Annotated in this window: 12 protein-coding genes; 5 read left to right on the top strand and 7 right to left on the bottom strand. The window is 66.7% G+C overall.

Annotated features, from left to right (window positions below):
* Window positions 1-30 precede the first annotated feature (30 nt).
* Window positions 31-1,293: a PucR family transcriptional regulator gene (locus tag ACIHAO_RS36240; protein ID WP_396565676.1), complete on the bottom strand. Its 1,263-nt coding sequence runs from the start codon at window positions 1,291-1,293 to the stop codon at window positions 31-33.
* A 174-nt stretch (window positions 1,294-1,467) separates the two neighbouring features.
* Between ACIHAO_RS36240 and ACIHAO_RS36245 the strand changes: the two genes are divergently transcribed.
* Window positions 1,468-2,811 (top strand): MFS transporter, encoded by a 1,344-nt coding sequence (locus ACIHAO_RS36245; RefSeq protein ID WP_396565678.1) that lies wholly within the window; start codon window positions 1,468-1,470, stop codon window positions 2,809-2,811.
* A 26-nt stretch (window positions 2,812-2,837) separates the two neighbouring features.
* Window positions 2,838-3,308 carry a hypothetical protein gene (locus ACIHAO_RS36250; protein WP_396565680.1) on the top strand — a complete coding sequence of 157 codons (471 nt, stop codon included), beginning with the start codon at window positions 2,838-2,840 and terminating at the stop codon, window positions 3,306-3,308.
* A gap of 382 nt (window positions 3,309-3,690) precedes the next feature.
* Here ACIHAO_RS36250 and ACIHAO_RS36255 read toward each other — a convergent pair whose 3' ends face one another.
* The 3 genes from ACIHAO_RS36255 to ACIHAO_RS36265 form a co-directional block, all read right to left on the bottom strand.
* Window positions 3,691-12,075, bottom strand: a complete 8,385-nt coding sequence (locus ACIHAO_RS36255; RefSeq protein ID WP_396565682.1) for a SpvB/TcaC N-terminal domain-containing protein — start codon at window positions 12,073-12,075, stop codon at window positions 3,691-3,693.
* 852 nt (window positions 12,076-12,927) lie between these two features.
* Complete coding sequence (locus tag ACIHAO_RS36260) at window positions 12,928-13,809, bottom strand: CU044_5270 family protein (protein WP_396565684.1); 882 nt, start codon at window positions 13,807-13,809, stop codon at window positions 12,928-12,930.
* Entirely contained in the window at window positions 13,802-14,374 is a 573-nt protein-coding gene (locus ACIHAO_RS36265) for an RNA polymerase sigma factor (RefSeq protein WP_396565686.1), read from the bottom strand. Before ACIHAO_RS36265 ends, ACIHAO_RS36260 begins: the two co-directional genes overlap by 8 nt.
* Window positions 14,375-14,662: 288 nt before the next feature.
* On the opposite strand from ACIHAO_RS36265, the gene ACIHAO_RS36270 reads away from it, so the two are divergent.
* Window positions 14,663-15,400: a TY-Chap domain-containing protein gene (locus ACIHAO_RS36270; protein ID WP_396565688.1), complete on the top strand. Its 738-nt coding sequence runs from the start codon at window positions 14,663-14,665 to the stop codon at window positions 15,398-15,400.
* Between the two features lie 69 nt (window positions 15,401-15,469).
* The gene (locus ACIHAO_RS36275) at window positions 15,470-16,054 is read left to right on the top strand and encodes a MepB family protein (RefSeq protein WP_396565690.1); all 585 of its coding nucleotides are present in this window, start codon (window positions 15,470-15,472) and stop codon (window positions 16,052-16,054) included.
* A 291-nt stretch (window positions 16,055-16,345) separates the two neighbouring features.
* Here the strand turns inward: ACIHAO_RS36275 and ACIHAO_RS36280 are convergent, their stop codons facing one another.
* On the bottom strand, window positions 16,346-16,807 hold the full coding sequence (locus ACIHAO_RS36280) for a MarR family winged helix-turn-helix transcriptional regulator (RefSeq protein WP_396565692.1): 462 nt from the start codon (window positions 16,805-16,807) through the stop codon (window positions 16,346-16,348).
* A 96-nt stretch (window positions 16,808-16,903) separates the two neighbouring features.
* Here ACIHAO_RS36280 and ACIHAO_RS36285 point away from each other — a divergent pair, with 96 nt between their 5' ends.
* A complete protein-coding gene (locus tag ACIHAO_RS36285) occupies window positions 16,904-18,490 on the top strand; it encodes an amidohydrolase family protein (protein WP_396565694.1) in 1,587 nt (528 codons plus the stop codon).
* A gap of 73 nt (window positions 18,491-18,563) precedes the next feature.
* Here ACIHAO_RS36285 and ACIHAO_RS36290 read toward each other — a convergent pair whose 3' ends face one another.
* Window positions 18,564-19,469: a DMT family transporter gene (locus ACIHAO_RS36290; RefSeq protein ID WP_396565696.1), complete on the bottom strand. Its 906-nt coding sequence runs from the start codon at window positions 19,467-19,469 to the stop codon at window positions 18,564-18,566.
* A 10-nt stretch (window positions 19,470-19,479) separates the two neighbouring features.
* Window positions 19,480-20,613 (bottom strand): phytanoyl-CoA dioxygenase family protein, encoded by a 1,134-nt coding sequence (locus ACIHAO_RS36295; RefSeq protein WP_396565698.1) that lies wholly within the window; start codon window positions 20,611-20,613, stop codon window positions 19,480-19,482.
* Between the last annotated feature and the right edge of the window lie 52 nt (window positions 20,614-20,665).

Raw genomic sequence — 20,665 nt, forward strand, 5'->3', positions numbered from 1 at the left:
CCCATGCGGATGTGCGCGCCGCACATGCGCTCAGCCGGGTTCCGGCGTGAGCGCCACCGGGCCCAGCACCTGCACCAGCCGCAGCGCCGCATGCAACTCGGCGACACGGTCCGTCGCTGGACGCCCTCGACGTTCCTCCGCCCGGCGCAGGCGCTGCAGCACGGTGTTGCGATGCACCCCCAGCTCTTCGGCCGCGGCGGCCAGCCCGCCCTGTGCGTCCAGCACTGCCAGCAGCGTCCGCCGTTCCTCCTCGGCCCGGCTCCCCTCGACCGCCAGGGCACCGAGCTCGGTCGCGACGAAGGCGCGGGCCAGCTCCAGGTCGCCGCTCATCGTGTCCACAAGCGCCACCTCGGCGTACGACGTCACCGGCGCGACCCGGCCGGAGAGCTCGACGATCCGACGGCCACGCTGCGCCTGCACGTGCGAGTCACGGAAGCCCTCGGGGCCCTTCGCCGGAGTGCCGATGGAGACCCGGACCGTGGCGGGGATCCGGCCTGCCAAGGGCGCCAGGTCCTCCGGCGCCACTCCGGGAGCGCGCGTGCCGCAGACCCAGCCCCACAGCGCCTGGACGCCGTCCGGGACGAGCAGGGGCCGACCGGAACCGAAGTGAGCGCCGACCGCGGCACCGACGCGCGCGAGATCGGCGTCGTCGCGCTCGGTCCAGCAGACGAAGGCGGTCTGCCATCCGGTCAACCGATGCGACAACGTGCGCTCGGCACGCCCCAGGTCGATCCGGTCCCCCGCGATCAGCCCGCGGACCGCGTCGGTGCGGGCCGCCCGGACCCGGTTCTGCATCCGGTCCAGCTCGGCGACGTACTCGGCGGCGACCTCGCTGGAGATGCGGTCGACGTAGGCGAACGCGTAGCGCTGCAGGTTGTCCACCACCACGAGCGCCAGTGCCGGATCCGGCACGAAAGCCGTGATCCCGGCCAGGACGCGCTCACTGAAGTAGGCGTGCCCCATGCGGTAGAAGCGCAGCATCACATCGACGCTGTAGCCGCGTGCCGCCATGGCGCGAGCATGCTCGAGGGCGGTGACCGGCGCCGTCGCGGCGCCGACGTCGATACCGTGCCGCACCATCGACAGCGCCGCTTCGAGATTCGACGAGCAGGACCCGAGTGTCAGCCCGCGGAGGTCGTCGTCGGCACCGGCCTCCGGGACGCGTTCGAGGATGTAGTCGAACATGTCATCGGCGTACGACGACACATTCCCCAGCAGTTCGGCGGTGAGGCCGCGCAGCTCGAGCGTCACCGATTCGGGCAGCTCTGCCGGATCACCCGCGCTCACACCCATTCCCGGAGCCTATCGGCGGTCACCCACTCATGCCGGGGACAGTGCCCCCGGCCCCCCTTTTTGTTTGCGCGATCCCGCCACGGCGGTCTATCTTCCTACGTGTCCGATAAGCGTTCCGCTATGTCCGAATATCGGACACCGTGCGTTGTCCGGCCGACTCGACGAGGAGCGAAAGTGACGAACGTGCCCGCCTCGCACGAAACGGCCGATCCGAGGTCCGGTGTCAGCCGGTCGGCGTTCAGGCGGGTACTGGCGGGCAGTACCGCCGGCGCGGTGTTGGAGTGGTACGACTTCGCGCTCTACGGAATCCTGGCGGCCACCGTGCTCGGGCCGCTGTTCTTCCCCGGTGGCGACGGGTTCGCGCAGTTGCTGCTCGCGCTGGCGACGCAGGGACTCGGTTTCGTCGCGCGTCCGATCGGCGGCATCGTCTTCGGGCATCTCGGCGATCGACTCGGCCGGAAACCCATGCTGGTGGCCACTTTCCTGCTGCTCGGGCTGTCGACCTCCGCGATCGGGCTGCTCCCCACTTACTCTCAGGCCGGCATCGGGGCGACGATCTCGCTGGTCGTGCTGAGGCTGATCCAGGGTTTCGCCCTCGGCGGCGAGTTCGGCGCGGCGGTGCTGATGGTCAGCGAGTACGGAAGCCCGAAGCGGCGCGGGTTCTGGTCGGCGTGGCCACAGGCGGGCGCGCCGCTGGGCACGGTGCTGGCCACCGCCGTTGTCGGCGGGATCGCCTTGGTACTGCCCGAAAACGCCTTCGACCAATGGGGATGGCGCGTCGGTTTCCTGTTCGCGATCCCGCTTCTGGTCATCGGCTTCTGGATCCGGCGGCGCATCGACGAGTCGCCGGTGTTCCAGGAGGCGCAGGCACGGGCCACGGCATCCGCGGACGCCGTCCCGGAGCGGTCGAGCATCCTCGAGACACTCGCCCACCCCGGCCCCGTCCTCCGCGGTCTCGGCGTGCGTCTGGGCGAGAACGTGGCCTTCTACGTCTACACCGTCTTCGTGGTCGCCTATGCCACGAAGACCTTCGGCTACGACAAGCCCGACGTCCTCCTCGCCGTGGCCGTCGGGTCACTGCTGCAGTTCGCGGGGATGCTGGCAGGCGGCTATTGGTCGGACCTCGTCGGACGGCGTATCGCCATGCTGGTCCCGGCGGCGGGCCTCGCGGTGTGGGCACCGGTCTTCTTCGCCGTCGTCCAAGCCGACAATCTGCCCCTGCTCTATCTCGGCGTCGGTGTCGGCGCGGCACTGCACGGACTCCTTGCCGGACCGGAAGCCGCCTGGATCGCCGAACTCTTCCCGACCCGCCGCCGTTTCGCCGGTGCTTCCCTGGTGTTCCAAGGCTCTTCGATCATCGCCGGCGCACCCGCGCCGCTCATCGCCGTGTGGCTGGCCGAAAAACAGGGCCCCACGGCGGTCGTCCTGTACCTCGTCGGCACGATCGCCGTCACCCTCGTCGCACTCCTCCTCAGCGCCGAAACCCGGGGCACCGACCTGAACTCCGACAGCCGGTGACAAGGAGCACCATATGGAAGGCTGGCGTGGTGAAGGAGCCGCTGTACCGCCGCGTGAACACCCGGGCCAGGTCCGTCCACCACGACCACGGCGGCGACTACCGGCACCAGCGCAACACGAAAACCGAACGCGTCTCCGACCTGACGCGCGGGCCCATGCGACGGCGGGAACGCCGGGGCCTGGACTACACGCCGTTGTTCCGGTTCCTGCTCGGCAAGATCGGTGCGGACTGGGACGAGGTGCGCGACGAGGCCGCCGCCCGGCTCGACTCCGCCGATCCGATCCATTGGCTGGTCGCCCGGCAGCCGCACGAACGACGCGAATACGTGCGGATCGGCGAAGCCGGCTACTACAGCGGCCTCTACGTGGACGACGACAACCGGTTGCAGGTCGTCAACCCCGAACTGGGTGCCGGCGACCTGGAACCGGCCTGCCCATGCTGCACCCACACCTTCAACGGCGTCCGGTTCACCCGGAAGTACCGGCCACCGCGGTGATCGCCACGGCTGGTTCTTGTCCGGTGTGGACGGTGGTGTCCTCGGGCAACGCGAAGAGCCGTTCCCTGGTCGAGGAAATGACCGCCGATTTCGGCAAGTGCCCTCTCGGCGATCTTTCGCTGTGGGGACGAGTCGGCTCCTTCGTCCACCACCAAGGCCAGCAACGGCGATTCCAAGCGGGCCTGGATCCCATGACGGGCGAACCCGATCCCTACGCGGACATGTTCGCTTGAACGGACATCAGGAATCGTCCTGCGGATAGCTTTCGAGATCGGCGAGACCCTCCGCCAGACAACGAAAGCCGGGGGCCGTGATCGCCACTCACGGCCCCCGGTCCAACGCGGTACCGGCGGCGAGGCGCCGGTGCCTCACCTACTCGGAATCACGAGGGCGGGACATGGAAGGTTCGCGGGCTGGACCTTCCGATGACATCGAAGTTCTGCGCCCACCCGGCGCGATGCAGCAGATTCAGATCGGACGGCTGCCGGTACAGGCGCTGGTCGGTCGATTCCCAGTTGTAGTAGTCGTAGATGCTCACCTGATAGGTGATGTCGTAGCCGCCGTCGCTGGTCGGCGTGACGACACCGCTGATCTGGAAGTCGAACGTGCCGAGCGCGGCATACCAGTCCGGGTTGGACTTGTAGTCCGCTCGATAGTTGTTCGAGTAGCCGGTTTCGAAGGCGAAGGACTCACGGTGACCGGCCGGAAAACCACTCCACACCTCCATGGCCGCCCGCAGTGCCACACCCTCGACCTTGTTCTGGAACCCGTCGATCTGCCCCAGCATCTTGTCGACATTGACGGTGTACTGACTCCCCGAATTGCCGAGGAAGTGCACCAGCATATCCGCCGCGACCACCATCCCCATCTGATTGGCCGCCCCGGCGCCTATCATCGCTTGCGCCTTTATCGTCTGCAGCGTCGATTTCCACACCAGGCTGGGCTTCCACGTGTCGTAGTTCTTCGGCCCCGATCCGTCGTTGTTGGCCTTCTCGTGATTCCTGGCCGACGGCGGTGCTGGCGGCGACGGCATGGCCGGTCGAGGTTCCCTGCCATCGGGGTCGGTCAAGATCACCGGGTTGTTGTGGGTGTAGGTGTAGACGGCGAGATTACGTGAATCGGTGATGCCTCCCGCGGCCTTGGAGCCGGACATGAATTCGGCGAGGGCGGGATCGGCACCTGCCCAGAGTTGGGTTCTGGGGTTGTAGTAGCGGGCGCCGTGATAGTAGAGACCGGTTTCGTCGTCCAGTTCCTTCCCGGTGAACTTGTACGGAGTACCACCGCGACCGCCTTGCTCCTCCACCCAGGTTTCCCCGAACGGCATGTACTCGAGATGTTCGGTGACAGTGCCCTGGTTGTCGGTGACGTAGCCGGACGAGCCGAGGTGGTCGGCGTGGAAGAAGGACTGGGCGTTCTCGACACCTTCGGCCGCGACGGTCTTGGTGGTGAGGCGGTTGTCGCCGATGAAGATGTGTTTGTAGCCGGTCCCGTCCCGTTCGCTGTAGCCGCGGTTGGGATAGAGGGATCGACCGTCACCGTTCTTGATGACACGCTCACCCCCTGCGTCGTAGGTGTAGGTGACGGCCGCGCCTGTGCAGCCCGCCGGCGTCTGGGGAACCGTCGTGGTGGCGTCGTCGGAGTTGCAGGCGAGCCGGTTTTCCTCGTCCCACACGTACTGGCGTCGTTTGCCGCCCGCCGCGGTGTTCACCGTGTCGGTGAGATTGCCGTTCGCGTCATAGGCCTGGGTGATCGGGCCGACCTTGCTCGGCGCGTGCGGTTTCCCGCTCCCGTAGTCGTACCGGTAGTCGTAGCTGGTTTTGTCCTGGACCTCGGCCGGGTTGACCGGATCCTCGACCGGTTCGATCGGGCCGGACCACATCGGGCCCGACGACGCAGGGCTTCCCCCGCCTCCGACCGGCGACGCCGCACCCTGGTTCAGCGATGCCTTCTCCACCTCTGCCGAGGCGGGCATGCCGGTGATCTCGTGGTGCTGGGTCTTGGTGGTGGTGTTGTGGACGGAGTCATACCCCAGCGCCAAAGTGTACTTGTCCTGCTGGTCGTTCTTGGTGGTGTACTGGCCGTCGGCGCTGGTGAGCCGGTAGAGGTCGTCATAACCGTAGGTCTGGCTGCTCGGGCCGCCGATCGTTCCGTTCCGCGGCACCTCGTTGGCCAGCTTCGTGATGTTGCCGACCTTGTCGTAGGTGTAGCCGAGATTCTGGAATTCGGTGCCGCCCGGCGCTTTCGACTTCAGCGTGGCGAGCCTGCGGTCGGCCTGGTCGTAGGTGTAGGTGGTACGTACCCCGTTCCCGGCCTCCTGCACGACCTTCTGGCCGAACTTGTCGTAGTCGAGCCGGTTGAGATACGTGTAGCCGGTGCCGTTCTTGGTGCCGGTGGCGCGAACGACCTGACCACCGCTGTCGTAGGTGTAGGTGAGGACCTCGGTGTCCGGATAGGTCATTTGCAGGACACGGTTGAACGCGTCGAAGCGCCACTGGGTGGTGTAGGCGCGGTCCGCCTGCCCGGCGATCTTGACGGTTCGGGTCTCGCGGACGGTTTCCCCGAGCGGGCCGAAGCCGCGCGTGAGGATGCCCGCCGCGTCGCGGATCTCGGTGACCCGCCCCGCGGCGTTGTCGGGGGCGCCTGGTCCGCCGTGGGTGTAGGTGACGTTGTTGGCCGGGAAGGTCGGATAACGGACCGCCTTGAGGCGATTGTGGTCGTAGTCGTACTCGACCTGCTTGGCCGCCGCTTTCAGGTTCGCGGTGATCTTCGCCGTCGTGTTCCCCGCCAGGTCGTAGCGGGTCTCGGTGCGACCGGCGTCCGGGCTGTCCAGGACGGTGCGGCGGCCGAGGGTGTCGTACTCGGACCGGGTGGTGTTGTTCTTGTCGTCCACCACGGAGGTGAGCTGACCGAACGGATCGTGGCCGTAGCCGGTCCAGATGACCGGCTGCCCGCCGGCCGGATTGAACTCCTTCACCGCGGTCGTCAGTTCGCGGACGTCCTGGTAGGTGCGCTTCTGTTTGCCGTTGCCGTCGGTGACCGTCGTCTCGAACCGGCTCGCCCCGGCCCGGTCGGCTCCGAATCCGTAGGCCGTGGTGCTGGTGACCTCATCCGGCTCGACGGTCTTGATCGGCCGGTCCAGCACGTCGAACGACACGCGCGTCGGTGTCACCGTGTCGAAAGCGGTGTTGAAGGTGCTGTTGTCGCCCGCCTTGGGTTCGGTGACCGGGTGGTGCTGCTCCACCGCCCGCCCGGCGAAGTCGAACTTGGTGCGCCCGGACACGGTCATGACCTGTTCCGGTTCGTCACCGGGCTTCTCCGCGACCGTGGCGTCCTTCTTCGTCTGCAGGACACGCTTGAGGCCATCGGCGAAGGTCACGGTGTCGATGGTGTCCTCGCGGACGCCGGCGGCGTCGCGGTCGAGGTGCCGGGTGGTGGCGTAGGGAACGGCGGCTTCGGGGTGGTATTCGAAGTCGATGGTGGCCTTGCCGGACCCGATCTCGTACGGCCCGGTGACGGTGTCGAGCCGCCCGACGCTGTCGTAGCCGCGCAGTACCTGCTGGCCGTTCTGGTCGGTGGTGCGCTCCGGCTGTCCGTATTTGAGGTTGTGCGTCGCGCCCGATCGCAGGCCGAAACTGTCCACTATGGACTCGATGTGGACGCCGACGACGGTGTCGTAGCCGTACTCCAGCCGGTAGCGCTGACCGGTCCGGTTGGCGGGCTTGGTGACCGATTTCAGGTTGCCGTCCTGGTAGTACTCCATGTCGGTGTCGGCCGAAACACCGTCGGTGAGGTACTGGCGGATCTGCCGCATCGCCCCGGACCTACAGTCCACTGTGGATTCACTGTGCCGCGACACCGCGTCGCCTGCCGTACCGCGCTGCTTGACCAGGTTGGTGACACCGACGATGTTGCGGTCCCGGCAGGCCGGGTCGGACACGCTGTAGCCGTAAGTGGTTTCCACGTCGTCGGCGGCGCCGTCATCGGCCGCGTCGAACGACCGGATCAGGTTCCCGTGCTCGTCGTAGGACATCTCGGCATGGGTGGACTTACCGGGTTTGGCGGCGCCTTCGTAGAAGTGCTTGTCCACTCTGGTCAGTTGCGGGAACACACTGGCCGGTTTCGCCGCTCCCCCGCCGTCGGTGGTGTCGCGGAGCTGGTAGGTGTTGACGGTTTCGGTGAACGGCCGTCCGGCGCCGTCGGCGGTCAGGGTGCGGGCGAGCAACCCGGCCGTGTACGGGCCGTCGGTGCGGTACTCGTCGGTGGTCGAGCGATAGACCGCGTCGGCCGCGCCAGGGTCGCGCTGCTCGGTGACGACCTTGCCGAAGCCGTGGAATTCGCGTTCGAGCCGGTCGTACTTGCCGTGTTCGTAGCGGTAGGTGGTGAGCTGGGTGTCGGCTCCGTCGCCGGGATGGCCGTCGGACACCGTGGTACGGGACAGGACCCAGCGGGATTCGGGCATGGCCTGGGTGTTGCCGGTGCGGGTGTAGTCCAAATCGACGCGCCCGCCCATCGGCCGCGTCACCGTACGGAGCAGGTTGGTGCGGCCGGTCTGGTTGGACGCGACCAGCAATTCGTTGTCACGGGTGGATTTGACGTGATCCGCCAGCCCGTCGCCGTTGACGTCACGGAGGCCGACCTCGCTACGGCCGATGCCGGTGGAGGCGTCGGCGCCGGGATTGAACACCAGGAAGCCGCCGAAGGGCATCGGAAAGCCGAAGGTGAAGTAGGCACCGCCGGCGAGGTTGGCGTTCTTGTCGACCGCGACCTCGCTGAACCCGCCGCGGAACGGCGCGGGCGCGGCGAAACCGCTACCGGTGTTGACCGCCACGGAGATCGGTTGCCCGGCATCGCCGGCGAACACGCGGTCGGCCAGGCCGTCCCCGTTGACGTCGGTCATGCTGCCCTTGGTCGTCGTCGAGCCCAGCGTCGCCGACACGCCACCGGCGAAGCCGTAGTTGTCGAGGTTGACACCGAGGTTGACCCCGACGTTCCCGGTCTGGGCGGTGTTGACCGCGCCCGCGGGCCACGGCTCCGGTTCGGCGAACGAGTAACCCAGGTTCAGCGCGACCTTGCCGTCGGCGTGGACCTTGTCGGGCAGGCCGTCACCGTTGATGTCGAGCAGATCCCGCACCGTCGCCGACTCACCGCCACCGACGCTGCCGCCGATTCCCAGCGCGGGCATCTCCAACCCCGCCCTGGCCGTGGTCGAAGCGGCGTCCGCTTCAGGCGCGTCGGTACCGCGAGCGGTACCCATCGTCCGCGCGGGGCTGCCCGCGCCGGCGGACACCGACACCGCGACCGAGTTCGCGTCACGCACGGTCCCGTTCAGCGACCCCCGGGTACCGCCGAGCCCACCGGTCATGTCGGAGTACTGGATCCCGCTGCTTCCCACGACGTCGGGGAACCTGTCCCCGTTGAGGTCGAGGAAGTCGACTCCTCCGGCGGTGATACCGCCCGCGAGGCTGCCGCCGACCGGGCCGGCGCCGAGTGTGGTGGAGACCTGCACGGTCATCCCCCGGCGTGGCACACCTTTCGCCCCGGCCACGTCGGCGTCGGAGACGACGTCGATGGTGTCCATGCCGAGCCGGGAACTGGCGGTGGTGCCGGGCCCGACCCAGGTGTTCTCGTCCGCGCCTGCCCATCTGCCCTCGGCGGGCATCGGGACGAGCACCGCGAGCCTGGGCATGGTCACCTTCGGATCCGCCTTGAACCCGGGCACATCCTCCTCTTTGGGCGCCTTCGGCAGCGAGTCACGGAAGCTCTCGTCCAGCACCAGATCACTTTCCACGATCGGCTTGGCCGCACGATCACCTTGAGCCTGGTAGCCGATCACCCCCCACCCGCGGTAGGGCTGGGCGAACGCGCCCGGCTTCGCGGCCGCGGACACCGTGGCGGACGTCTGCGGCAGGAAGAACGGGTTGAAACCGACCATAGCCGACGCGCTCATCAGCGCTGGCGCCTTCTCCTCTTGGGTGGCGAAGTCGAAGAACAGCTCCTCGCCCTGTGTGACCTGCACCGTCATCCGCGGCGGCGTCGGCTTGGGTGTCAGTCCGCCGGGAATCTCGATGACCTGCTTGCCCAGCAACTGGCCGCCGCGCTTCTTGATCGTGAACACGAAGGTGTGTTTGTCCGTGTCCATCATCATCGGGGTGATGAACGGCTGCACGAACAACTGACCGGTCTGGCCTGCCGTCCAAGCCTTCTGCGGGGTGGAGCCATTCGACACCGGGTACATGTCGAGGTCGTACGGCGGGTTGATCACGATCGTCGGCTTACCGTTCTCGTCGACGACCGTCTCCACTCCTTCGGCCTGGGTGTAGTGCGCCTGGGGCACCCACTTCAGCGCGCTGGGATCGATCGCGGAATCCGCCCGCAAGCGCCACGACAAGCTGTCCTTCGCCGTCACCGGAACGCTCACGGCGATCGGGGTGGTACCGGTCGAGGAGGCCGGCAACTTCGTGTTGACGACGTCCTTGCCGTTGCGGGTGATCACCACGCTCACGTCGTCGGAAGTCACCTTGTCCTTGACCACGTCACCGGTCAGTTTCAAGGTTCCGGTCACCGGCGCGGTGACCTGGGACTGCCGTCCGGAGAGGGTGAAGTCTTTGGACGCGGAGAACACGGAGTTGCTCAACCCGTTGACATCGGTACTCGCGCCCCCGGCGTAGGTGATCGTCGGGTCCCACGCCACGGTGTCGTACATCCCGTCCAAAATGGACTGTGTGCGGAAGTAGATCGCGTCGCCCTTGCGCACTCCGATCGCGCTGACCCCCGTCGGCGCGAACTCCATATGGTCGTCCGGGCCGATCCGCTGCGACCACAGCTCGGTGGCCTTGTGCTGGATCGTCACTCGCACCCCGTCGGCCTTCTGATAGGCGGCACGCTGCGGCGACGTGTCCTTTTCCAGCCGCACCCGCCCGTCGACGCGCACTGTCCCGTCGAACGGCGCGACCCACCGGCGCACGCTGTCCAGCAACGGCGCCGTGTCCACCGCCCGGTCGAACGCCGCCCGCTGGTCGCCGACGAACTCTCCCGACGCCACTCCCCCGCCGACCGGGACCGAGGTCTGCCTGCTGTCCTCGCTGTAGGCCGGCTGACCGTTCGCGTCCAGATACCCGAACAGCACACCGCCGTTGTTGACCAGGTCGGTGATCCCGTCACCGTTGACGTCGGAGAAGTAGCGGTCCGACGTGGTGATCGTGGAAACCAGATCCAGCTGGGCCGCGACCCCGGCGAAGGCCTCCACGCCGATCGTGCCGGACAACGTCGACTCCGAGGAGATGGCGGGCAGCCCCGGCAGCTTGAGCGCGGTGTCACCGAAGCGCGGTTGCCCGCCCGGCGCGGCCAGATTCGGCCGGTACCAGACCTCGCCGCCCTTGCGGAACACCTTGTCCGGCAGGTTGTCGCCGTTGACGTCGGCCAGCGCGAGCAGCCCGTCGGAAACACCGGCGTTGGCACCGATCTTCACCCCGGCAGAGCCCGATTTGATCGGCGCGACCGGGTTGTAGCCTGTGTACAGATGCCCGCCCGCGCTCACCGACGTACTCGCCGACAACGCGGACGCCTCCCCCTCGCGCACGTTCACCCCGAGGTCGTCATCGGCGACCGCCCATTTCGCGGCATCGGCGAATCCGTGGTAATTGCCGTCCTTGTCGCGGACATCATCGAAGTAGTCCATGGAGTGCGTGGCGAACAGGCGGTTGTCCTCACCGAACTGCGAGATCGACGCGAGCAGCGTCTTGGCGAACGCGCCAGTCCGGTAATTCAGCTCGTAGGCGCGTACCAGCTGGTCGTCCAGCTTCACTTCGACCCGCCGCAGCAGGTCGGCGGTCACCTTCTTGAAACCGCCGCGGGCGTCGATCTGCACATCGCTGCGGCGCGGCTCGCCACGGTCCCTGTCGCGCAGGAACGTCACCGAGTATTTTCCTTCCACGTCGCCATGGCCGGTGTAGGTGACCCGCTGCGGATACAGGTTGCCGCCCGGCACCTTCGAATCCGCGGTCCCGCCGTCGTTCACCTTGGCGTGGCGGAAACGCATGACGTTGTCGTGGGTGTCACGGACCTCGCGTACCGCCCAGGTGGCGACGCGGCCGGCCTTGTCGGTCAACGTCGTATCGGCCGTCCCGCCGAACAGCGTGCGGGTGCCCGCCTTGTCGGTGACCTCCCACCAGTAACCGGCGGGGTCGTTCCCATGGCGCACGATCCGGTCGAACCGGCTTTCCACGCGGGCGTGGAACACCTTTTCCGCCGTCCGCTTCTGCAACTCGCCCCGATGGGCGACGGGGGTGAGCTGCTCACCGTTGAGGACATAGGTCTCGGTCTCCAGACCGGCGTCATATCGCGGCACACCCCAGCGGGTGTCCACCGTGATGGACGGCAGGGCGACGTCCCATCCGACACCCAGCCAGCCGTTCACACCTCCGGAGCCGTACTTCACCTCCAGCTTCGGCTCCAGGCCGGCTCTCCCCTTGGGCACCTCCAGCGGATACGACAACCGGGCATCGCCCATGGCGTTCGCCGCCGGTGGCCCGATCAGGTTCATCCCGGCCCCCGGATCAGCCGCTTTGATGTCCTTGATCTGATTCGGATCGAAGGCCGTCCCCTCCGGATGTTCCGGAGCCGTCAACGCCCCACCTTCGCCCGAGGCACGCACCGAGGCGGGCGGGCCCGCGCTCGGGACCGCCATCGCCACCAACGCCAGGAACAACGCCACCACCACGGCCTTGTGGCGATGACGAACAGGACGAGCCCACGCGAAGGCAGACATGCCCTCGACCCCCTCTGGATCCATGAATTCGGCTGTCGGGTCCCGGCGAAGAACAACGATTTCTGTTGCGCACGGGATGGAGCGGTGACGCATTCGGCCGAACTGCTCCATTCGGATCAGCTCGCGATTCCTGCGAAAAGACGAGACAATCGACCTCGGGCGACGTTATCGGCAGTCCATTAAATTCTGATGAAACACCTGTCCATCGCCACCACTCAGGAACAGAGGTGACGGACTATCCGATCGGTTGGGAAAAGACCGTCCGATTCGGTGCGCCCAACGTGGCGATCAGGTGCGGCGCGTGACAAGGGTCCGAGCCGCCCGCCGTGGCGAAGGCCCAGGTCGCCGCGCGAGAAGGCCACCGCCGCCGCGGCCAACGTCGCCGACTCGGCCGCCAACGCGACCATCGGCGCCCTCGTCGCCTGTGCCAAGACGTAGCTTCCCCAGCGCCCGGACGTGCGTATCAGCGAACGCGAGCGTTTCGCTCCCAGGCTGAAGAGTCGCATAACCCGACTCTTGACTGTCCATAAGGGACACTTAAGGCAAGTGCGCGCGACATCGGGCGACTTGAACGGTTTCACGAGGGGGTCGTGAGTGAATTTTGTCGTTCTAACCCTCATCAGCACTCACGACCCCACACAGAACCGTATATAGCGGCACCCCGCCGGCGCCCAGAATCAAGCCTGGCCTACCTCGACTTTGCCGGGCCCCTCGGCGGAGAGGTACCACGGCTCGACGTTTCCGGTGCCGGTGAACAGGTCCGGCATGAGAGTGCGACGGTGTGAGTGACTCATGCGCACGTGGGGCGCGGAAGTGACCGGGAGCGGGACGCGCTCCCGGCCACCGATCTGCTTACGCTGGCAGGGTGTCAGTCCACTCGGCGTTGATCCTGACGCCAGCAGGGTTGGCCACCTTGTACACCGCCCCGTCCATGGTGACGAAGACCGACGTCCCGTTCACCCGTCCGGTCGCCGGATCGACGACGAGCCGCTCACCTGTGGGAAGCAACAGGCCATGCCCGCCCGGCACCGTGCCGAGGTTTTCGACGCCTGGATGGTCGGCGATCGCGCGGAAGGCCGCGGCCCGGACCTCCGGTGTGGCGGGCAATGTGGACACCAGTGAGATCAACGACTGGAAGCTGGCTTGTTCCCGGTCGCTCGCGGTGAGCTCGCCCGCGCTCGTCCTGGCGTCGCTGTGCTCGTGGGCCTCGGCGATCCAGGCCTTCAACGCCTTCGGGTCCGTCGGCAGGGCACGCAACTGCTCGAGGGTCAGATCGACGGCGACGAGTGAGAACGGGTTGGCTGAACTCGCCTTCAACGGCATGACCTTGCCGCCCGTCTTCGCCCCCCGCATCCACAACTGACCGTCCGGCTTGATCCAGTACTCGTACTCACTCGAAGCGGCAGCGCCGTCCGCCTCGGCCACCTTCACATGCCAGTAGGTGCCGGCGCCCTCGGGGGAACGCTCAGCGGCGGTGGCGGCCGCGAGCAGGATCTCCTGCCCACTGAACGTTCGCACCGGCGGACCGTCGACCGGTGCGGCCGGCATGACCGCGATCGCCACGGCGGCGGCCGCCGCCGTGAGCCCCGCCCCCGCGATCAGCCATCCGGTCCGACGCCGAGGAACCCGGCCACCGCGAATCCGGTTCTGGAGCTGGTGCCGACTGCGGTCGACCACGTCCTGGGACGGCTCGTCCGGGGTCAGCGCGGCGCGAAGCGTCTGCAGGTCATTCATCGAGTGCCTCCGGGGTGAGGATGAAGTTGAGCTTCTTGCGTGCACGGTTGAGCCGGGAGCCCACCGTGCCGGAGGAGATACCGAGCGCCGCGGCCACTTCCTCGTACCCGAGCTGGCCGAGTGCCACGAGCAGCAACACGTCCCGTTCCCCGGCGGACAGCCGCGACAGCGCGTTCGCGAGTTGAGGAAGCAGCCGCCGGGCGGCCACCGACGCGACCACCCTGCTCTCGTGCCCCTCGACCACTGGTGCGACGCGCACCCGTGCCAGCGCCCGATAGTGGCGAGCCTCCCTGCGACGGTGCCTGGCCACCAGATTCGTGGCGATGCCGAACAGCCAGACCCGCACATCACCGCGTTCGGGGTCGAACGTGCCGCGCCGGTCGAACGCGACGAGGAACGTCTCCGCGGCGATGTCCTCCGCGGTCTGCGCGTCCAGCCGGCCTGCCACATACCGGTAGATGGCCGCGAAGTAGCGATCGTGCACTTCGGTGAACAGTTCCGGGTCCTGCGGCAACCGGGCGGCCAGGTCGGCATCGGTCACCTGCTCGTCCGTTCCCGCTCTCATAGGTCCGCCTCTGACATGTGGATCCTTCCGTCGACCGTCAGCTTTCACCACCACTTCGCCGTCGGCCGGTTTCTTCTTCCCACCCAGCTGTGACGTGCCGCCCGTCGACCCCGGCACGAACAGCCGGTTGAACCATCGCTCGACCACGTTGCGTAGCTTGCAGAGGCAGCTCGACGGTGACGCAGTAGGGTCTTTGACGACCCGGCCGGCACCGGGGCGGGTGCTTCGACAAGGTCACCTCTCCGAGCCGGTTCGCCCCGAACTGCCCGACCGAGGAAGAGTTGACCCGTGAGCATCCCGGATGGCCCGAACTGGGCCGAATTCGCCGTGAACCTGGGCGAACTTCTGTACGAGTTGCCGCCGACGGCGAAACTGGTCATGCACGCGGAGGGCAACCGCTTCGTCCAGTTCTCGGCGGAGCAGGACCGGCAGTACCCCGACCTCGTCACCGATATCTACGCGGGGCTGGTGAGCAACGAGTTCCTCGACGAACGGTGGCGAATGTCGCCCGCCGACCACGAGAACCTGGTCGCGGCCGGATGGACGCCGCCGTCCGATGGCCTTCCTGAATGGAACAAGAGCGTCCTCGCGGGCGGCCCGGAAGGCTGCACCGAACTGGCACGGCAGGTCACCACCGCACTACAGACCGCGCTGCGAGTCGCGCGGCCGGCCGACCTGGTGGTCGACGGCTGGGTCGACCGGTCCGACCGCGCCCTCACCCTGACCGGATTGGGGCTGGGGCCGGGAAAGATCAGCGAAAGCAACGCCCGCGCAAGGGTCCACTACCACCTTCGGCGGGAGCAGCTCAGCGGCTCGACCAAGGGGATCAAGGCCGTCCGGATGGACACTGGCTGGGTGCTGCACTACCCGCCGGGCACCCCTGCCCCCGGCGAACCGGACGACTTCGGCGACCGGAACTTCTACGTCTCCGACGACCACCTCATCGAACGCCGCCCCCTCAACACGGACCCCGCCGCGTTCCAGGCAGACTTCGAACAGCGCTACCGAACCCGCAACGGCCTCTGACCTGATACCGGTCAGGCCGGAATCAAGGGCACACGGCCACGTTTGTTTCTCATGCCGAGGAGCGTGTTCTTGAACGACCTTCCAGGCGGCGACGGCGCCACTCATCGATGGGCCACCGATCCGGCACTTGGCGACGTTCCCGTTCAACTGGTCGAGTCGATTCGTGAAGTGTTCGAAGATTCAGGACTCGTAGTGACTCGTCCCGCCGTCCGGGAAGTCGAGAGTGCGGAATACGGCGCATGTCGACTTGCTGTCGACGATCGAAGTATCGCGTTCCGCGTCGCCAAGACAACGCCTGCCAAGGTCGGACAGTTTGTGACGATTTGGACGAGAGCCGATCCGGGCAGTGCGATCGCACCGTTCGATACCAGTGACTCGATCAGCTCGGTCGTGATCGCGGTCTTCGACAAGGACCATCGCGGGCTCTTCGTATTCGACAGCCGGGAACTGGTGCGTCGCGGCATCATGTCGGTCGAAGGAAAGGGGGGTAAACGGGCGATCAGAGTCTACGCGCCTTGGGTTCAGGTGGAGTCCAAGCAGGCGGTTCGGGCAAAGCGATGGCAAGTCGAACGGTTTGTTCAGTTACAGCCCCGGATTCCGGTTACCCCTGATCTACTGCGACAGCTTCTGCAGGAGGATCGCCCAGACCTGTAGTGCGGCCGGCTCGGGTCCGTCGCTCTTGGAGGACGGCTTGCCAGCGGGCTTCGATCTCCCTCTGTGCGGTGAGGGGGCGGAGGTCGGGATCGAACATCGACCCGAACTCCTGCCGTGTGGTCGTCCACGGGATCCCCACCGCGTCGCGCAGGATGCGCATGAGGGTCAGCGGAGACAGCCGAAACGTTTCGTGTGCGCGGAGGAACTCGATCAGCTCGACGAGGTCACATCCACGCTGGACCATCCGGTCGACCGCGCCTTCCACGGAGTCCATGTGCCCAGCCTACGCACCTAGACGGACGGCTCGTCTGCTCGCAGGTTCTCGAGGACCTTGGTGGCGATGTCGGCGAACTGGTCGAGTTCTTCAGGCGTGAGCCGGTCGATGACAAGGCGCCGGACCTCCTGGGCGTGACTGGGCGCGGCTTGTTCGAGCGCGGTGAGGCCTTTCGCCGTGATCACCGCCTCCATGCCGCGCGAGCCGCATCGTTCCCGCGTGACCAAGCCTCGCTTGCACATCCGGGTGAGCTGGTGGTGCATACGGCTCTTCTCCCAGCCGGCCACCCGGCCGAGCTCGTAGGCGCGCATCCGCCCGTCCGGCGCCTCGGACAGCAACGCGAGCACGGTGTAGTCGGCGTTGGACAGGCCACTGCTGGCCTGGAGCTGCTGCTCGATGCGTGTCCGCAGCAGCTCCAGCATCTGGAAGGACACTCGCCACGCGTGGAGTTCGTGTCCGGTCAATCCCTGCTGCTTCATGGCGTCACTATATCCCGCGAGTTGACAAATCAACTCCAGGGCGTAGCGTTCAGTTGACACATCAACTCGCCGTCATTCCACCCAGGAAGGCACACCATGACCGAACGACGTGACGGTGGTGAGCGGATCACTCCGCGAACCGGGCGACGCGACTTTCTGAAGACGGCCACGGTGGCCGCCGCGGGAACGAGCTTGTTCGCGGCAGGCCCGGCCGCCGCGGACGGCGATGCCGAGGCACACGCCGCCGGACGGCCGCCGAAGGACAGCGGGCAGCGGGGACGCCGCTACGTCATCCGTGGCGGCGCGGTGATGTCCATGGACCCGAACGTCGGCAACTTCGCGACCGCCGACGTTCTGGTCGAGGGCAGCAAAATCGTCGAGATCCGGCCGGGCATCCACGCCCCGCGCGCCGGCGTGATCGACGCGCGGGGGCGCATCGTGCTGCCGGGCTTCGTCGACACGCACCACCACCTGTTCGAGACCGCGGAGCGTGCGTTTCTCGCCAACGGCCTGCTCCTCGACGATCGCTCGGGCTCGCCGAGCGCGTACCCGAACTACGGTGAGCACATCCTGCAGGGTTTCGCGCGGGCCTACCGGCCGGAAGACGTCTACATCAACTCGTTGTTCGCAGGGCTCTCGCAGCTCGACACCGGTGTCACGACGGTGCTGGACGTCTCGCAGATCCACCACTCTCCAGAGCACACCGATGCGGCGATCCAGGCGCTGGTCGACACCGGGCGGCGTTCGGCGTTCGGATTCTTCGAAGGCGACGGCCGCACGGGAGCCCGGTATCCACAGGACGCCTACCGCATCAGGGACCGGTGGTTCTCCTCGAGCGATCAACTGGTGAGCATGGTCATGGGCGGGGAGCTCCACCTCGGCCGGCAGGTGTACACCCGCGCCTGGGCGATCGCCCGCGAGCTGGGTCTCAAGATCGCCGCGCACTCCGTCGGCTCGTGGGGGATGCGGCCGGTCTTCGACGACCTCGCCCGGGGCGCCGCCGGGGTCGAGGTGGGGCCGGACAACCTGTTCATTCACATGACCGGCATGTCCGACCAGACCTGGCGACGGTTTCGGGACGCCGGTGCGCAGGTCTCGCTGGCCTTCCCGATCGAGATGAGCATGCGGCACGGCACGCCGCCCATCATCAAGATGCAGCAACTCGGTATGGAGCCCTCACTGAGCTCCGACGTCGAGACGACGATGGCCGCGGATCCGTTCACCCAGATGCGCTCCGCGATGACCATGCAGCGCATGATCGTCAATCAGCTGATCCTGGACCAAGGCGACCTCGTACCGCCGAACAACTGGCCGAAACCGGCCCCGGGCACGCCCGACCTGCTCACCGTCCGCGATGTGCTGCGATACGCGACCGTCAATGGTGCCAAACACCTCGGACTCGACGGCAAGACCGGCACCCTGACCCCCGGCAAGGAGGCCGACATCGTCCTGCTCGATGCCACCGCACTCAACGTGGCCCCGCTCAACAGCGTGCCGGGAGCGATCGTGTCGCTGATGGACCGCACCAACGTCGAGACGGTGATCGTCGCCGGCAAGGTGCGCAAGTGGAAAGGGCGGCTGCTCGACGCGGACCTGGCCCGGTTGCGCGGGGAACTCGAAACATCCCGCGATCACCTCTTCGCGGCGATGAACCTCAAACAGGATCTGTTCGCGTGGAGCTGAGAAGCCATCGCACGGAAGCACTGTTCAACGCGTACCCACGTCCGCCCAACCGGATCCGCGCTCTCCACGCTCGTCACGACCTCACCTTTCCGAGATATCGGCGGGTCTTGTCATCGTTCCGGCGGGTCAGCGCCACACCGGCGAGAACGGTCACCACGCCCATCAGCATCGCCGGGGTGGGCCGCTCGCCGAGCGCTGCCGTGCCCAGGATTATGGAGACGACCGGGAGCAGGTATGTCACCATCGACGCCTTCACGGTGCCGTCGTCGGAGATGATGCGGTAATTGAGAATGTAGGCAGCTCCGGTACCGAAAAGACCGAGAATCGCCAAGGCGATCACAGCATCCGCTCGCGGTTCGAGCAGAGGTGCCCCTTCGACGACGAGAGCGGGTGCGAGCAGCAAGCTCGCGGCCGAGAGCTGTCCGGCCGACAGGACCAGTGGCGAAATTCCCCTGTTCGTCAGGAAGCGTGACATGTAGACGTAGCTGACTCCGAGGAACATCGCCCCGATCAAGCACTCGAGCCCACCCCAGCTCATCAAATCGGAATCTTCTTTCCACGGACTGAAGATGAGCACGCAGCCCAGGAACCCGATCACCAGACCCGGCGTCTGCCGAACGTGGTCATCGCGCTGTCCTCGGTCGAAGGTCCACGCGGCGAGGAGAGTCCACATGGGAGTCGAGGCGTTGATGACCCCCGCCGATGAGGAGCCGATCTCGTTCTCCGCCATGGTGAACAGCAGATACGGAATCGCGTTCGCCAGTGCGGCGGATACCAGGATATGGCGCCAAGGAAGGGACCTCGGCGCCATCCTCCGCCGCCGGAGGATCCACAGCACCACCAGCAGGAAGGCGGCGCCGATGACCATCCTCAGGAAGGTGACCTGGACGGCGGTGAACCCTCGCAGCGAGATCTTGATCCACAGGAAGGTCGATCCCCACAATAGGGCGAGCAGTCCGATTCTTGCCGCGCTTGCCATGCCCCGCGAGCTATCGGCGCGCGGAGACCAAGGCGGCCGTCGAGCCGACCAAGGGATTCAAGCTGGATACGGCCAGGGTCCCCGGCGCGACACCCGGCAGGAAGTCTTTCCATTTACCGCTCAGCACAGTGGGACTGTCGGTGACGTTGGTCCCGTCGGCGTAATAGGTGGACGACAGGACGCGGCGAGGGACGCCGGTCCGGTTGGGTCCTGCCGTGTGGAAGCAATCCGCGGCATGGAAGGACACTTCGCCCAGCTCGAACGGGCTCGAATCCGGGACCACTCCGCTTGCCCGCAGTTCGGCTTCCACTCGCTCGTCATAGGAGCTGTTTTCCACGGAGACCGGGATTTTCAGCAACGAGCCGGGGACCGAAGTGCGCGGAAGGCAGGTCAAGGTGCCCATTGCGGCAGGAATTCGCTGGAGGGGGAACCACGACGTACAGACCGCCGGAGAAGCCAGTGGATAGTGGTCGTGGTCGCGGTGCCATGGCGTCCGGCCACAGCCAGGCTCTTTCGAGAGGATGTTGTCGTGATACAGGCGGACCCCCTCGACGCCCATGAGCTGTGCGGCGACGTCGCCGATCCGGCGCGACAAGGTCACGCCACGCACCAACGGGTCGATCAGCCAGACTTGTTCCACCGCCAGGAACCGGCGGTCATTCCCGGTTCCGTGCATCGCGTCCAGGAGTTCGTCGACTCGCCGGGAAAGCGTCGCGACCACCGAGGGCGGGATCATGTTCCGGAGTCTCACATAACCGTTCCGCCGGAAAAAGGAGATGCTTTCCTCGGCCAGCGCGTACGGCGCGGCAAGACTGGCATGCACCTCGTATTCGGGTGCCTCGATTTCGACGGAACGCTCGGGGTCCGGTACCGCATCCGCGGACTCGGCCGGGGCCTGGGATGCCAGGGTCATGTACCAGTCCCACCACTGATGATCGTCCCCTGCCCAATCAGTTCTCACCGGGTCGGACACTTTTCCGGATCGCGCCATTTCCATGAATTCCCCTTGATTCGACGACGACGTGCGCCGATTTGAATCCCCAGTTTCGCCTGGCATCCAGGGTGTCGCGGACGATTGCGGAGCACCATCCGCCGGATGAGTGACAGCACGGCACTGTATCGAATACTGTTCTCGAATGCGCATTCATGCTCACGGTGACATAAACCGACCGCTGCGATTTACGCACTCGGCGGTG

This window comes from Amycolatopsis sp. NPDC052450 (assembly GCF_044547565.1).
In the GTDB taxonomy this organism is placed as follows: domain Bacteria; phylum Actinomycetota; class Actinomycetes; order Mycobacteriales; family Pseudonocardiaceae; genus Amycolatopsis.